This window comes from Paenarthrobacter aurescens (assembly GCF_041549525.1).
Lineage (GTDB): Bacteria > Actinomycetota > Actinomycetes > Actinomycetales > Micrococcaceae > Arthrobacter > Arthrobacter aurescens.
Genome location: NZ_CP157456.1, coordinates 4,214,503 through 4,228,277, shown reverse-complemented (window position 1 = coordinate 4,228,277; position 13,775 = coordinate 4,214,503). Strand labels below are relative to the sequence as shown.

The following is a 13,775-nucleotide window of genomic DNA, read 5'->3' as shown; positions in this document are numbered from 1 at the left end:
CGGGTGAACATGACAAATGTTGTGACTTTCGTTACATCGACCGTATTCGCTGGGCAGGCATGCGTCAATGACTTACCTACCTGCTGTCACTTGTGTAACTTAATGACAAGTCCCCGGGAAGCTTGGACCGGGGCGGGCCAATTGAAAGGACTCCGATGACGGAAGGGCCGGTAAACGCGCAGTTGTCCCGCACGGTTTTGGTGCGGATTCGCTCTGTCCTGCCAGCCTTGCGACCCTCCGAGCGGGCTGTGGCCGAGTTGGTCCTGATGGACCCCTCGCGGGCTGCCACCTTGTCCATTGGCGATCTCGCTGAGGCATGCGGAACATCCACCACCTCGGTGGTCCGGTTCTACAAGAAGGTGGGCTACGGCGGGTACTCAGCTCTTCGCCTGGACCTGGCCCGCGAAACGGCCCGGGAGAGTGTGGCGCATGACGTTCCAGCGGAGGTCTACGAGGACATTAACACTGCAGACTCGCTGGAAGACATCGTTTCCAAGATTGCTTTCAACGAGACCATGTCCATTGCCGATACCGCCCAGATGCTGGACGTTGAGCAGCTGGCTCGGGCAATTGACGCGGTGTCCGGCTCCCGCAAGGTGGACATCTTCGGCGTGGGGGCGGGAGGGCTGGTGGGCCAGGACCTGCAGCAGAAATTGCACCGGATAGGCCTCGCCTCCTTTAGCTGGTGGGACCCGCACGCGGCACTGGCTTCCGCGGCGCTCTTGAATTCCGACGGCGTTGCTGTCGCCATCTCACATTCGGGCGCCACCGTGGATACACTCGACTTCCTGCATTCCGCCAACGCGGCAGGCGCCGCCACGATCGCCATCACCAACCATGCCGATTCCCCCTTGGGGAGGGCGGCCCACATTGTGCTGAGCACGGCGGCCCGGGAGACCCCATTTCGGCCGGGGGCCATGGGTAGCCGGATAGCGCAAATGATGATCGTTGACTGCCTGTTCGTGGGGGTGGCCCAGCACTCCTATGAAGCGTCCATTGCTGCACTCCAAAAGACCCATGCGGCTGTGCAGGGAAGGAAGGTACCTCAGGCAAAACCCCCTGTCCGTTAGCGTTTTGGGGCGAAGCCTCCGCTTGTCACCCGGGGGTTGACGCCGGAACCCGACAGGCGCATAGTGGGGTGCGTGAGTAGTCAACCCCGGGGTGACAACCTTGCCGCTGGCATTACCGATCCGCAATGGCAGCAGGTCCTCATGCACCGGCCTGCGGATGACGGCTCCCGGGACGCCGCAGCCACCAGATTCACCGAACGCGGCATCACCCCGGATGAGGTCCGGGCCGTGCTGGCCGATTGCGGCGATGCCCTCTACTCCGCTGCCGCCCAGGGCAAACCGGGTTGGGCCGAGCCGTTCGGCGGCCCCCTCGCCGTTGCTCTCCTCGCAGCCGAGGTCAGCTTATTCGCAGCGCATCTGAACTCAAGGGCCTCCGGAGTCAGGTCAGCAGCTGTGGCCCAACTCCTGGACGAATACAGCGCAGTAACCGTAGCCAGCGAGCTCGGTGTGGCGCGTCAGAAGGTCTACGAAATCGCCAGAGCGGGTCTCCGCCCGCCGTACATCGAGCAGGTCCCGTGGAGGGCGTCATGAATCCCATCGAAGAAAAAATCCAACTACCGGACCCGGACACCCAGTTCCTGGTCCATCCCGTTGACCTTCCAGGTGCCCGCAAGGAATTTCTCACAGGTTGGTGGCTGGGAATTGTTGCCACCCCGCAGGTCTACACCGCACTTCTGGCATTCTTCTGGGCAGTCAGCAATAACTACGTCACTCCCGTCCTGGTCCCGCTGGTAATGGTAGTGATTGCAGGGTGGGTCAGCTCCAAGCTCACTCGCGGCGCATGGGACTACATTCCCCGGAAGCGCCATGACAAAGAGCGGCAAATAACGTTCATGACCATCGCTGCCTCGCTCATCACCTCACTGGCGCTCTTCGCCGCTCTGCTGATCTTTATGGCGTGGACGGTGTCCCAGGATCTGGTGCCGGGCTTCAGCGCCTACCCGCTGGGAATGGGTGCGGCGATCGTTGTGATCATGGCCGGAGAGTTGCTGGTCAAACTGATGCGGCACCGGTCAGTTGAACTGGCTTCTGATGCCATCAGCCTCGTGGTTGTGGCTGGTGCTGTTGGACTCGGGTTCGGAATACTCCCCGCCGGTCGTGAACTCGCGCCCCTGGACCTGCTGCCCGGCGCCGCAATACTTCTGGGCGTCTGGCTGACGTGGCTGCTCTTCACCAAAAACGAAACCCGCCGCAACCACAGCTAGCGGCCGGTTTGCCCGTTCACGTTCCCGTCACCAAGCACTGTTAGGCTGCCGCGCACCCCCATGGAACACAAAACCAGGAGCACCGCATGACGGAGGCAAGCCCATCAAGTCCCACAGGCACATCACTGGACGATTGGTGGGTCAGGGACAACCTGCGTGAAACCATCGATCTCTTGGTGGAACTGGGCTACACCATCAGCGGAGGGCAAGGGGAGGACCCGGACCTTATCGATCCCGGGGGATCAGCAGTGGAGACCTGGAACGAGGATTACCCCTACCAGCAGCGAATGACCCGCGACGAGTACGAGATTGAGAAGTACCGGCTGCAGATCGAGCTCCTGAAGTTCCAGTACTGGGGCCAGGACCTTGGACTCAAGCATGTGATTGTTTTCGAGGGCCGCGACGCCGCCGGCAAAGGTGGCACCATCAAGCGGTTCACAGAGCATTTGGACCCACGCTCGGCCCGGACCGTGGCGCTCGCCAAACCCTCTGACCGCGAGCAAGGCCAGTGGTACTTCCAGCGCTACATCCAGCACCTTCCCACCGCTGGTGAAATCGTCATGTTCGACCGCTCCTGGTACAACCGCGCAAACGTAGAACGCGTTATGGGCTTCTGCACGGACGACGAATACGACACCTTCATGGGTCAGGCACCGGTGTTCGAAAAGATGCTGGTGGACGCCGGCATCCACGTCACAAAGTTCTGGTTCTCCGTGACCCGCCAAGAGCAGCGCACCCGTTTTGCCATCCGCCAGATCGACCCCGTGCGGCGCTGGAAACTCTCGCCCATGGACCTGGCGTCCCTGGATCGCTGGGATGAGTACACAGACGCCAAGGAACGGACTTTCCTGCATACGGACTCCGATCACGCGCCGTGGATCACCATCAAATCCAACGACAAGAAGCGCGCCCGCATCAACGCCATGCGCTACTTCCTCAACCAGTTCGACTACGCGGACAAGGACACCGAGGTGGTTTACGACGCCGATCCGCTCATCCTCCGCCGCGGCCGCGACGCCGTAGGCGACTAACCCTCAGCTACTGGCACCAAAGTCTCGGACACCGGGCTGGTGATGCCTGACGGAACACTGGTCGGACAGTGCGCAGATGGCCGCAGGCTTATCCACATGGAAGAGGTGCGGGCTTACTCCGGGGATTACCCTGGCCGGAGTGAATAGCAACAAACCGCGACGTCGGCACTCACCGCAAGTGCCGACGTCGTACTTCTTATTCGGTGACTTCGTCCTCCACTACCGGGTCCTTCAACAGGAGCGCCGTGCCCTGGAAGGCGGGCAACTCGAGGAAGAAGCTGCACAGGTCATCAACCTGGCCCACGTCCTCGCCCGAGAACAAGTCATGGACGATAGCCCCTGGGACAAGGTGCGAGGACTGGATGCTGCCGGCAATGTCCTGGTCCGAGAAGTTCAGGACCGTCACCTGCAACGCTCCGTCTGCGAGCTCATTGACCAGCACCAGCAGCCCGCGGTGCGAAACATCGGGCACATCCAGCAGCGTGCTGGTGGCGATCCCGGACTCTTCCCGCACCGTGAGGATCTTCTGGAGCCGCCGGGCGTAGGAGTTGGGATCCTTCAGCTGATCCGGCAGCGGACCGTAGAGGCTCCGGGCGCGGGGCATGCCGGCCAGGGACGTCTTCGCATCAGGGCTTGTCCCCATGAGATCGTGCGCGCCGCGGTTGATCCAGCGGGTGTCGCCCTGCGAGGTAAGTTCACGGACTGTCTCACGGTCAATGGCCGTGATGCCTGTCAGGTCCCAGCCGGACAGCGCGAACACTCCGGGCTGCAGTGCGTTGTACATGGACAACAGCACGTGGGCATCCAGAACCTGTTTTTCCTGCTCCTCCGTGATGGCATCCTGATCCTTGATGCCCAAGGCGGCCATGATGAAGCTGACCGTGGTGCAGGCGATGCCGTTGGTAGTGAAGACCGCGTTGTACGGCCCGTTCTCGCCAGTGAGCCGTTCCCGCATGGTGTTCTGGACCTTCTCCGCCACCTCCGCGCCGGTGAGTTCCTCGCCCGCGAGCTCGAAGACGTCGTCCCTGTGCCCCGCTGCGAAGTGGAGGAGCTCGTAGGTCAGTTCATCGTGGTTCTGGAGGGCGTGAACCAGCGAGGCCTGATCCACCCCGATCTCCATGGAAAGCCGCAGGGTCAAGCGCAGGAACTCGGTATCGCCTATGACCAGGGCGTAGTGATAGGCGGGCCGGGTGATGAAGTCGTAGGAGAGATCCGGGCCGGACTCGGACTGCGTCTTGATGTCATCAATGGTGAGGTTGAGCTCCTGGAAGGAGAACCCGCCCACCTTGCGGATCATGGAACCAATCAGTTGGTTGGCTGCCTCGGACAGCGGGTGGCCCTCGGACCAGCCCGGTTCTTCCTCGGCGCTCTTCTCCACGCCGAGGAACCCGTTGGCGTCAAGGCGGAGCGCGCCGGTTCCGAGGTCCAGCAATGAGTGCAGGGCGTCACCCACCACCAGGCGCATGCCGGCGAAGGTGGGATCCAGCCAGTTGATGGAAGGCTGGCCGGCCTTGAAGTAGTGGAGGTACACCCAGCGGCGCTTCTTGCCCGTGGTGTCGATGATGGGCTTGGTGGCGCTCCAATTGGTTTCCTTGACGCCGGGTTCGTAGAAGATCACCCGTTGGAGGCGCCCGATGATGTAGCCCGCTTTCTGCAGGGCTTCCTCAGCTGCCGGGCTGATGTTCACCGAATCCTCGCCCTCGGGAACGTCCGGCAGCAAATGCCAGTCTTCCTCGGGGATGTCCACCATGTGATAAATGCCGGGGTAGTCCCGGAAGTTCATTTCTGCGAGCCGGAAGTCCGCACCCTTGCCGGTGTGACCCGGGACGATGTCGTCAATGACCGTGCCGCCGTGCTCATTGGCGACCTCGCACATCTGGCGGAACTCTTCCTCCGTGCCGAAGGCGGGGTCAATTGCCATGCTGATCCGGTCGAAGTGTCCGTCAACGCTGGGCGTCTGCGACCACCCGCGGATGCCACCGGCCAGCTTCACCGGGCCCGTGTGCAATCCCCTGATGCCGATCTCGCTGAAGGCGTCCCAGAGCGCGGGCTCGCCCAGCGCTGAAAGGAAGGACTGGCCGTCCTTGGTGATAAAGGACAGGGGGTAGGCCGTGAACCAGACCGGCGCGCGCTCAACAGCTGCGCGTGGGTTGGGCCTGGCGTACGAGTTCTGCCACATGCTGGCCTGCCCGGACAACTGCCGGGCCATGGTGTTGGCGTCACCGAGCATGGACTGGTTCCTGAGCCAATCCACGTAGGTGGAGTTCAGGCCGTCGAATTCCAAAGAAGGCCGGGCGGCAAAGAACTGCCGCCTCCGGGCTATCGGCCGCAGCGCCTTGGGCCGGGCCGGATAGAACTGCTCATCAAACGTGATTTCCGCCGGTTCGCTTGCGGTTTCATCGGGCGTTTCCTGTGGCGTCAACTCCGGATTTTCTTCCGGAGATTCGCTGATTTCTGACACGCTCTCGTTGACTGCAGGCTCCCGCACAGTTTTCTCCTTTACGTGGTCGCCGCGTCAACGCCGACCGTCCGAGGGGGTCGTTCAAGAGGTCACGTACCCGGGCTTGCCCGGACTATTCATGCTAGTCGGGGGAGGCCGCCGTTTGTCTAACCCGGGAACAAGTAAGTCTCGTTATTATGTGCCGAATTGACCTTGGGCGCCCGGGCCTACCGGTGATACGGGACATTCAGTACCGTGACTTGTGGAGATCGGAGAACCCATGAAAATCGTAGTGATCGGCGGCAGCGGCCATATTGGCTCCTTCCTGGTGCCCCGGCTCGTCCGGGCCGGCCATGAGGTCATCACCATCAGCCGCGGAAGCCGCCGGCCCTACGCCGATTCCCCCGAATGGCAGCAGGTCCGTCAGGTCAGCGCGGACCGCGAGCAGGAGGAACGCGAGGGGAGCTTCGGTGACCGGGTAGCGGGACTGGGTGCCGACGTCGTGGTTGACCTGATTTGCTTCACGCTCGAGTCGACCACTGCGCTGGTTGAAAGTCTCCGAAACCAGACGGAGCATCTGCTGCACTGTGGCTCCATTTGGCGATACGGCATCAGTATGAAGTTGCCCATCACCGAGGGAGCGGATTCGGCTGCCGAACCCCTGGACGACTACGGGATCCGGAAACGTGACATCGCCCGCATGCTCAAGGAGGAGACTGCCTCGGGCGGCTTGACCACAACCTCAATCCACCCCGGCCACATTGTGGGTCCGGGGTGGTTCCCGATCGGGCCACTGGGGAACCTGGACCCGGCGGTATGGCACACAATTTCCGCCGGACTGCCGCTCCAGGTTCCCGGGAGCGGGACCGAGCTGATGCACCACGTACATGCCGACGACGTCGCTCAGGCCTTCGAGAAAGCCATCCTTAACCGGGAAGCCGCGGCCGGTGAAGACTTCAACATTGTTGCCCCCACGGCCCTGACCGTGCGGGGTTACGTGGGCATGGCTGCGTCATGGTTCGGGCAGGAACCCAGGATGGAAACCGTGACCTGGGAAGAGTTCCGCGGAAACACCGCCCCTGAAGCAGCCGACATCAGCTGGGCCCACCTTTCCCGAAACCACTGCATGTCCATTCAGAAGGCCGTTTCCCGCCTCGGCTACGCACCCAGGTACCAACCTGAGGAAGCCGTGCACGAGTCCCTGCAATGGCTCATCAGCAACGGGAAGCTGGAGGTGCGGACGTAGCCATGTACAAAGTGCCGAACAAAGACGCCACAGACAGCCGCCTCGACCACGGATTCTTCATCCTGGGCGGTGCCGCTGCAGTGTGGCTGGCGTTCCTCTTGGTGGGAGAAAGCTTCCACCTGGGATGGGGACAGCTGTGGTTTTCTGTGGTGTTCTGGGCGTTCCTCGCGTACTTGCTGTTGCCCAGGCTGCACCGGATTCTCACCACCATTTACGTCCCCGGCTACTTCATCGGCCGGGCGCGGACCAGTGACGGACTGCTGGGCGACCCCGTCAATGTTGCACTGCTGGGGGCCGAACCCCAGATCCACGCGATCATGAGGGCCGCCGGCTGGACCATGGCCGACGACGTCACATTTGCCAGCAGCCGTCGCATCATCAGCTCCACAGTTTTCCGGCAAAGCTATACGGAGGCGCCGGTGAGCCCCCTGTACCTTTTCGACCGGCAGCAGGACTTCGCCTACCAGCAGGAGGTCAACAACACCCCGGGCAAGCGCCACCACGTCCGGTTTTGGCGCTGCCCCGAGGGCTGGCTTCTCCCGGGCGGCCACAAGGTGGATTGGCTCGCGGCCGGCACCTACGATCGCAGCGTCGGTTTTTCCTTGTTCACGCTGCAGATCACGCACAAGATTGAGCAGAACACCGATGTGGAACGGGACCACATCGTCTCAACAATTTCGGCCGCTGAGCCAGCCGTTACGGTGCAGGTCATTGAGGACTTCTCCACCGGCTATCACACACGCAACGGCGGCGGCGACTCGATTTCCACCGACGGCGACCTGCCAATAATCGACGCCCGCCACGTCCGGGTTCCCGCGGACCAGCCACCCAGCCGGACCGACAGCAGGGACCGACGGCCCGCACCCATCATGATGGGCGCCGCTCTGGTGGTGGCTAGGGCGGCGGCGGCACTGGTCCTCGCGATCACCTTGTTCACTTCCGGAGGTGAAATATCCGGACTCGCCTTGGACGCCGACACGTCAGACCCGGAAAGCACGACGGCGGCAATCGCCTTGATAGCGTCGGTGGTCCTGGTGTTCGGGCTGGGTGAAGTGTTCCTTGCCTGGCGCATCTTCCTGGGCAGCAACGGCGCCCGTGTGATTGCCATGGGCCTGAGTTCCATCTCTATCCTGGTTCAGGCAGTCGACTACGCCACCGGCAGCGCGAATATCACCCTCGAAGCGGGCCTCTCCGGTTTGGCCACCGACATCCTGGTGCTCTTGGCCCTGTCCAGCCAACGGGCCCGGGTGTACGCCAAGCGGCAGCGCGTCCCGGCTGTCCCGGCGTCGGTGGTTCCCAGGCGCGTGCCTTCCTGACCTTCTTTGAGCTTCCCGGGGGCGGCGACACGCCGTCTTTCACGGGGTGTCGGGGCTGTGTCGCCGTCAAAGAGGGTGGTGGCGGTACACGCCGGGGCCGAGCTGCGCTCCGGGTGGGGCGCTTTTATACTGGCTGTGGAGTCAAAGGGGGCGGTCTCGGTCCTGCATCGGAAAGAAAAGGATGGTCTGGGCCGGGCGTATGTAGCTGGCATGACCCGGGCCTTGGCGGAGAACACGGACCTCGTCATTCAAATGGATGCTGACTTGTCCCATCCCGTCTCGGTGATTCCCACCATGGTTGACCGGATCCGTAATTCCGGTGCTGCGCTGGTGATTGGTTCGCGCTATGTGGCGGGCGGGTCCACAGCAGCGGAATGGCCTTGACACCGCAAGGCACTGTCTGCATGGGCAAACTTCTATGTGGGGGCGATGTTGGGCCTGAAGATCAAAGATGCGACGGCAGGTTTCAAAGCCTGGACCGCCTCCGCCCTCCACCACATTGATGTGGCATCAATTCGAAGTGACGGATACTCGTTTCAAGTGGAGATGAACCACCGGGCAGCCAGCCAGGGCCTGACAATTGCCGAGGTGCCCATTCACTTTGAAAAACGGGTGGAGGGTGCATCCAAGATGAATCTCCGTGAGCAGTTGGAGTCCGCACTTACACCGTGGAAGCTCCGGTTCCGGAAGTAAGCGCGCGGTGCTAGCCGGCGCTTAAACAAAAAGCTCCGGAGTGCGTTATTGGGGGATACGCACTCCGGAGCAGCCTTTGAGCAGGGGCTCTCGCCGCCTGCAGTAACCACTCTACGTGCCGTTCGAGGCCTTTGCCACCACCTCGAATAAGTACTTTCGCTTTAGTTTTTATGGGCGGCCTCGTGCCTCTTCTTTTGGGGCACAATCAGCACCGGACGCCGCTGGTGATGGCTAAGCCAAGCCGCCACCGAGCCGTTCAAAGCTTCAGAAATGCGATGTCCCAAGCCAGGCTCGGGCGATCCCACAATGATCATTGAGGCATCAATGTCCGAGGCCAGGCGGCCCAGGGCCCGGGCAGGGTCACCGGCGAGCAGACGCAACGTCCAGTCTGCCGTGCCACCATCCATGGCCTCCGCGATGGCCTTGCCCAAATCACCACGGACGGCTGCAACATCTTCGTCGTCCTTCTCGGGGTGAAGCGACATCCGGTGTGTTTCGCGCGAGGGGTCCCACTCCACGAGGTAGCTGGCCTCGTCCACGTAAGCGCAAACCAGTGGCACGCCGAGTTGCTCGGCCAACGTCCTGGCAGTCTGGAGGACCTCCACATGCTGGTCCGGCAACACGCCTACCACCAAGGGAATCCGTCCGCTGAAACCTTCCACAGCCATACCCCTATTGTTGCTCTGCGGCGGGTGCTTGAACAGCGTGTTTGGTGTTATCTGTCAGGGACAAGGCAAGCCGTTGGCCCTTGTAGTGACACCAGCCCCGGCCTACGGTTAATCCGAAGAGAGGTGGTCCGTGATGGAAATCTTCATGTGGTGGCTCGATCTGCACCTGGACAGCAAAGAGTGGCTGCGCGAAAACCTGCGGGCCGATGAACTGCCGCTCCAAGTGGTTCAGCATATTGCCGAAGCCGGCGGACCCCATCCGGACAAGGTCAGTGGAGTGTTGACCGCGGCGGATTGGGACTTCATTGAGACGCAGTCGGAGTTCGTGGACTGAGATCCCTAGGCACAGCTTGCGGTGGGGCGGGCGGCTGTGACGATGACCTGCGCGGCGGTGTCCGGGCCAAGTGAAGGGCTTTCTTGGGCATCGGCCGCAACTGCCGTGGGACCCTGCTTGGCCCTCATCCGCAGAAGGGCTACGGCTGAGATCAGGAACCAGGCCACGTTGGTCACTACGGATGGCCAAGCCCCGTGCAGCGTGCCGTTGATGATGAAGGCGCAGGAGCCAAAGAGGTTTACGGTCTGAAAGGTGCTGCCCGCCTGTAACCAGCCCATGGACACCGCCATGTAGCCGCCGAGCATTGCCACTGCGCCGGCCCAACCGGCAATTTCGAACAGCAGTTCCATGGGAGTCCTTTCAGGATTTGGGCATCCGGATGAAGCCGACAGGCGGCGTGAGGTCCGGGACGGGGGCTTGATTCGGGGGTCGATGCTGAGTGACTGAATCGTGCTTGTGAGTCAATATTGAGGCAGTGACACCTTTAGTTCAATTGCATTATTCTGAATCCCATGTTTAGGAGCTCTTAACATGGAAATGGACCCGCGGAGGCTGCTGGTTCTGCTGGCTGTTGCCCGCACCGGAGGCGTTCTGGCGGCAGCGGATGAATTGCGGATAACGCCGTCCGCCGTGTCGCAGCAGCTCAGCAAACTCGAGAATGAGGCCGGGCAGGCATTGCTCCTCCGGACCCCCAAAGGCTCAGTGCTCACCCCCGCCGGATTGGCCATGGCAGAGGCTGGGGAAGAGATAGAACGGGCACTCAACGTCGCCCGGGCCCGGATGCAAAGTGAAGTCAATATTGCCGGCGTGGTGCGGGTGGGTGGCTTCACCAGCTTCATGCGCACCGTGGTGATCCCCCGACTTCCCGAGTGGCGCAGCCAGTACCCCCAGCTGCAGATCCAGATCGTTGAAGACGGTTTCCCTGCGCTGATGCGGCTGCTCCGTCAACGGCAGCTCGATGCCGTAGTAATTGAACAGGACTCGACGGCGGCAGAGCAGCGTCCGATGGCCGCCGGAATGATTCAGGAGCCCCTGTTGGACGAGCCGTGGAAACTGGTGGTGCCGGCGGGAAGCCTGCTGGGCACGGACAACATCGACCTCAGCCGCCTGCCCTTGCCGTGGTTGGGAGTGGAACCATCGGCAGCCAACACCGCGGTGCTGGGACGGCTCCGCCACTCAACGGGCACACGGATTGAGACTGTTCACCAGTACCACGACACCCTTACCGCGCTGGCACTGGTTGCTGCCGGTGAGGGGGTGGCCATTGTGCCCACCCTGGCGCTGACCGGCGTGGTCCACGATCAAGTGGACATTCTGGACGTCCCCGGCCTGGGAACCCGCCATATTGCGTTGCGCCGCTTCGACCGAAGGAAAGCAGCGAGCTTGCCCGTGGACACAGTGGCCCGCTTGCTGCGGGAGTCCGCGGCGGCGTTCGACACCCGTTCCGGCGCCTGACCGGTCCTGCCTTATGGAGGCAGGACCGGTCAGGTTCTTCACAGCGCCGGTTCTTCACAGCGCCGGTTCTGTTAGTGCCGGTTCTGTTAGTTCAGCGCAGGAGTGTCAGTGGGGACTACGCCCGAGCCGTAAAGGTCAGAGGCAAGGTCCCTCAGAGCCCGCAAAGCCACCCGCTGGGTGAAAGGACCATAGGACACACGTGCCACGCCAAGTTCTTGAAGCTCGGCTGCGGGCAGGGCGCCGGGAGCGCCGATTACGGAGAGTTTGCCGTGCCCCAGGCCCTCCACCAGCGGTTCAATGACTTCACGGGTCATGGCGCCGGGCACAAACACCAAGGAAGCCCCGGCGTCGAGGAAGGCGCGTCCCCTGGCGATGGCGTCCTGGATGCTTACCTCAATGGGGCGGTCCCCGCCACGGGCAATAGCGTCAGTGCGTGCGTTCAGTTGGAACGCGATCCCCTCGTCTGAAGCGGCGGAGATGATCGCCTGCACACGGGCAACGGCTTCGTCGAAGGGCCGCAAGCGGTCTTCAACGTTTGCGCCAACCACGCCAATTCCAATCGCCCGGCGGATGGTCTCTGCAGGGTTCTCGTAGCCATCGTCCAGATCGGCCGTGACCGGGTGATCCACGGCGTCGACAATTCGCTTTACCCCGTCCAGCGCAACGTCCAAGGGCATGGTGCCATCGGCATAGCCAAAGGACGCAGCAATGGAATGCCCAGCTGTAGCGATGGCCTTCGTCTCAGAAAGTTCTGCAACAGTGCGGGCACTGATGGCATCCCACACGTTGACCACACTGAGGATTTCCGGTGCCTCATGCAGGGCCTTCAGCCGTTGTGCACGTGCAGTGGTGTTTGCTTCAATCATCTGTTGTTCTCCGTCATCGTTGTCCGTCATGCTTTTGCGTTACCCACGGCTGGAACCGGGCACATGTGCCACCCACAGCCTAGGCATAAGGTCACACAGCGCGATACCACGGGTTTGCCGCCGCCGCTGTGGCTTCCTTCGTCCGTGTACTACGGTCCTCGATGAAATGTGGGCAGCGGTTCCATTGAATCCGCGCCCACCACCCGGTCCCTTCCTTGCGCTTTGGCGCTGTACAGGGCCGTGTCCGCCACCTGAATCATGAAACTCAGGTCCGAAACGGTGGCGTCCGTGGACGTTACACCGTAACTGACCGTGGGGTAGGGCAAACCGTCCGGATCTGCCATGGCGGACAGGCGCCGGCTGATGTCCAGCGCAATGGCTTCGGCCCGTTGTTGTGTTGCGCCCGGCAGGAGAAGGATGAACTCTTCCCCGCCGTACCGGCCCACAAGATCTGTTGACCGAACCGAGGCGGTGCAGGCTTGGGCGAACGCGCATAGGGCAGCGTCACCGGCGGCGTGTCCATGCTCATCATTGACTGCTTTGAAGTAGTCCAGGTCTGCCAGGATCAGGGCCGCACCGTCCTGGGAAGCCGGGCCTGCCAGCTCCTTTTCGGCCAGGCCAAGGAAGGCGCCCCTGTTAAGCAGCCCGGTCAGGTGGTCCCGTTCGGCGCGTTCCCGAAGCCTCTTGATGACGTGGCTGTTGCTCAGGGCATTGATGGTGAAGGACAGCGACACCAGGAGAATCAGGTGCATCAAAGCCGCAGGCGCATAACCGAAGAAGGTACGGAACGCGCTTCCATCCGGCCCCTCCAGCACAAACGTGATGGCTCGGCCCAGGTAGTACAGGGAAGTGAGTGCGGCGATCAGCGACAGGAATTTGATGGCCCGGGACTGCGCGGATCTGGTGAACCACAACTCGGCGGCGGCCATCCCCAGGCCTGTCGCCGTCATGACCAGATAGACCAAACCGCCGGACCACAAACTGGATTCGGCATCGTCCACCACTGATGCACAGAAGGTGATCAGCGGTGCCGGTGCCAACTGCCAACCGCTGATTTTACGGTGGCGAAGAGCACGTGCACCTGCCCAGATGCTGAAGGCTCCGGCCACAATGAGCGCCTTCCCCGGTGGATTGGCCCAGGCCAGGAAGGTGGTTCCGTTCAGAAGGAACGCGAAATTGCCCGCAAAGAAGAGGAGCAGGGCGGCACGCCACCATGCGGTCCATGCGGACCGGAACCGCCGGGAAGAGGCGTAGGACAGGACTATCAGGGTCAAGGTGACCAGCCCCAGGATCATTCGTACGGAGAACGGGTCCAGGACTATCGCTCCCTCTTGCAAAGAGACTGCAACCATGGCTCGGTCCTGCTACCGGCCGACCACCGCGAAAGTCCTTCTTGACGGCCTCATGGCTCTTTGACCTCGCAAAACATTTAATCCCCCAAATAGTCTTAT

At 62.1% G+C, this 13,775-nt stretch carries 15 protein-coding genes; 10 read left to right on the top strand and 5 right to left on the bottom strand.

Features of this window, described 5'->3' with window-relative positions:
• Positions 1-155 precede the first annotated feature (155 nt).
• The 4 genes from ABI796_RS19670 (at position 156) to ppk2 (ending at position 3,306) form a co-directional block, all read left to right on the top strand.
• Positions 156-1,070, top strand: coding sequence for a MurR/RpiR family transcriptional regulator (locus ABI796_RS19670; RefSeq protein WP_141284351.1), 915 nt, complete (start codon positions 156-158; stop codon positions 1,068-1,070).
• Between the two features lie 72 nt (positions 1,071-1,142).
• The gene (locus tag ABI796_RS19665) at positions 1,143-1,601 is read left to right on the top strand and encodes a hypothetical protein (protein WP_141284349.1); all 459 of its coding nucleotides are present in this window, start codon (positions 1,143-1,145) and stop codon (positions 1,599-1,601) included.
• Positions 1,598-2,275: a hypothetical protein gene (locus ABI796_RS19660; RefSeq protein WP_141284347.1), complete on the top strand. Its 678-nt coding sequence runs from the start codon at positions 1,598-1,600 to the stop codon at positions 2,273-2,275. Before ABI796_RS19665 ends, ABI796_RS19660 begins: the two co-directional genes overlap by 4 nt.
• Positions 2,276-2,361: 86 nt before the next feature.
• Entirely contained in the window at positions 2,362-3,306 is a 945-nt protein-coding gene (ppk2, locus tag ABI796_RS19655) for a polyphosphate kinase 2 (protein ID WP_141284345.1), read from the top strand.
• Between the two features lie 196 nt (positions 3,307-3,502).
• Here the strand turns inward: ppk2 and treS are convergent, their stop codons facing one another.
• Positions 3,503-5,794 (bottom strand): maltose alpha-D-glucosyltransferase, encoded by a 2,292-nt coding sequence (treS, locus tag ABI796_RS19650; RefSeq protein WP_141284343.1) that lies wholly within the window; start codon positions 5,792-5,794, stop codon positions 3,503-3,505.
• Positions 5,795-6,026: 232 nt separating this feature from the next.
• Between treS and ABI796_RS19645 the strand changes: the two genes are divergently transcribed.
• Genes ABI796_RS19645 through ABI796_RS19630 form a run of 4 tightly spaced genes read left to right on the top strand, consistent with a single transcriptional unit; the run spans position 6,027 to position 9,001 of the window.
• Positions 6,027-6,992 carry an NAD(P)-dependent oxidoreductase gene (locus tag ABI796_RS19645; protein WP_141284341.1) on the top strand — a complete coding sequence of 322 codons (966 nt, stop codon included), beginning with the start codon at positions 6,027-6,029 and terminating at the stop codon, positions 6,990-6,992.
• A 2-nt stretch (positions 6,993-6,994) separates the two neighbouring features.
• The gene (locus tag ABI796_RS19640) at positions 6,995-8,308 is read left to right on the top strand and encodes an LssY C-terminal domain-containing protein (RefSeq protein WP_141284472.1); all 1,314 of its coding nucleotides are present in this window, start codon (positions 6,995-6,997) and stop codon (positions 8,306-8,308) included.
• A gap of 57 nt (positions 8,309-8,365) precedes the next feature.
• The gene (locus ABI796_RS19635; protein WP_307723099.1) at positions 8,366-8,692 is read left to right on the top strand and encodes a glycosyltransferase; all 327 of its coding nucleotides are present in this window, start codon (positions 8,366-8,368) and stop codon (positions 8,690-8,692) included.
• A gap of 36 nt (positions 8,693-8,728) precedes the next feature.
• Positions 8,729-9,001, top strand: coding sequence for a hypothetical protein (locus tag ABI796_RS19630; protein ID WP_218028015.1), 273 nt, complete (start codon positions 8,729-8,731; stop codon positions 8,999-9,001).
• Between the two features lie 161 nt (positions 9,002-9,162).
• On the opposite strand, the gene ABI796_RS19625 is transcribed toward ABI796_RS19630, so the two are convergent.
• On the bottom strand, positions 9,163-9,669 hold the full coding sequence (locus ABI796_RS19625) for a universal stress protein (RefSeq protein ID WP_141284339.1): 507 nt from the start codon (positions 9,667-9,669) through the stop codon (positions 9,163-9,165).
• Positions 9,670-9,802: 133 nt separating this feature from the next.
• On the opposite strand from ABI796_RS19625, the gene ABI796_RS19620 reads away from it, so the two are divergent.
• Positions 9,803-10,003: a hypothetical protein gene (locus tag ABI796_RS19620; protein WP_141284337.1), complete on the top strand. Its 201-nt coding sequence runs from the start codon at positions 9,803-9,805 to the stop codon at positions 10,001-10,003.
• 5 nt (positions 10,004-10,008) lie between these two features.
• Here ABI796_RS19620 and ABI796_RS19615 read toward each other — a convergent pair whose 3' ends face one another.
• Positions 10,009-10,353: a CBU_0592 family membrane protein gene (locus ABI796_RS19615; RefSeq protein WP_141284335.1), complete on the bottom strand. Its 345-nt coding sequence runs from the start codon at positions 10,351-10,353 to the stop codon at positions 10,009-10,011.
• 181 nt (positions 10,354-10,534) lie between these two features.
• Between ABI796_RS19615 and ABI796_RS19610 the strand changes: the two genes are divergently transcribed.
• On the top strand, positions 10,535-11,458 hold the full coding sequence (locus ABI796_RS19610) for a LysR family transcriptional regulator (protein WP_141284333.1): 924 nt from the start codon (positions 10,535-10,537) through the stop codon (positions 11,456-11,458).
• 86 nt (positions 11,459-11,544) lie between these two features.
• On the opposite strand, the gene ABI796_RS19605 is transcribed toward ABI796_RS19610, so the two are convergent.
• A complete protein-coding gene (locus ABI796_RS19605; protein WP_141284470.1) occupies positions 11,545-12,324 on the bottom strand; it encodes an isocitrate lyase/phosphoenolpyruvate mutase family protein in 780 nt (259 codons plus the stop codon).
• Positions 12,325-12,473: 149 nt separating this feature from the next.
• A complete protein-coding gene (locus ABI796_RS19600) occupies positions 12,474-13,676 on the bottom strand; it encodes a GGDEF domain-containing protein (protein WP_141284331.1) in 1,203 nt (400 codons plus the stop codon).
• Positions 13,677-13,775: the final 99 nt, after the last annotated feature.

What these genes read in the sequence shown, in the direction of transcription:
- ABI796_RS19670 (WP_141284351.1), top strand. Translation starts at nt 156, where the DNA reads ATGACGGAAGGGCCGGTAAACGCGCAGTTGTCCCGCACGGTTTTGGTG.
- ABI796_RS19660 (WP_141284347.1), top strand. Translation starts at nt 1,598, where the DNA reads ATGAATCCCATCGAAGAAAAAATCCAACTACCGGACCCGGACACCCAG.
- ppk2 (WP_141284345.1), top strand. Translation starts at nt 2,362, where the DNA reads ATGACGGAGGCAAGCCCATCAAGTCCCACAGGCACATCACTGGACGAT.
- ABI796_RS19645 (WP_141284341.1), top strand. Translation starts at nt 6,027, where the DNA reads ATGAAAATCGTAGTGATCGGCGGCAGCGGCCATATTGGCTCCTTCCTG.
- ABI796_RS19640 (WP_141284472.1), top strand. Translation starts at nt 6,995, where the DNA reads ATGTACAAAGTGCCGAACAAAGACGCCACAGACAGCCGCCTCGACCAC.
- ABI796_RS19625 (WP_141284339.1), bottom strand. Translation starts at nt 9,669, where the DNA reads ATGGCTGTGGAAGGTTTCAGCGGACGGATTCCCTTGGTGGTAGGCGTG.
- ABI796_RS19620 (WP_141284337.1), top strand. Translation starts at nt 9,803, where the DNA reads ATGGAAATCTTCATGTGGTGGCTCGATCTGCACCTGGACAGCAAAGAG.
- ABI796_RS19615 (WP_141284335.1), bottom strand. Translation starts at nt 10,353, where the DNA reads ATGGAACTGCTGTTCGAAATTGCCGGTTGGGCCGGCGCAGTGGCAATG.
- ABI796_RS19610 (WP_141284333.1), top strand. Translation starts at nt 10,535, where the DNA reads ATGGAAATGGACCCGCGGAGGCTGCTGGTTCTGCTGGCTGTTGCCCGC.
- ABI796_RS19605 (WP_141284470.1), bottom strand. Translation starts at nt 12,324, where the DNA reads ATGATTGAAGCAAACACCACTGCACGTGCACAACGGCTGAAGGCCCTG.
- ABI796_RS19600 (WP_141284331.1), bottom strand. Translation starts at nt 13,676, where the DNA reads ATGGTTGCAGTCTCTTTGCAAGAGGGAGCGATAGTCCTGGACCCGTTC.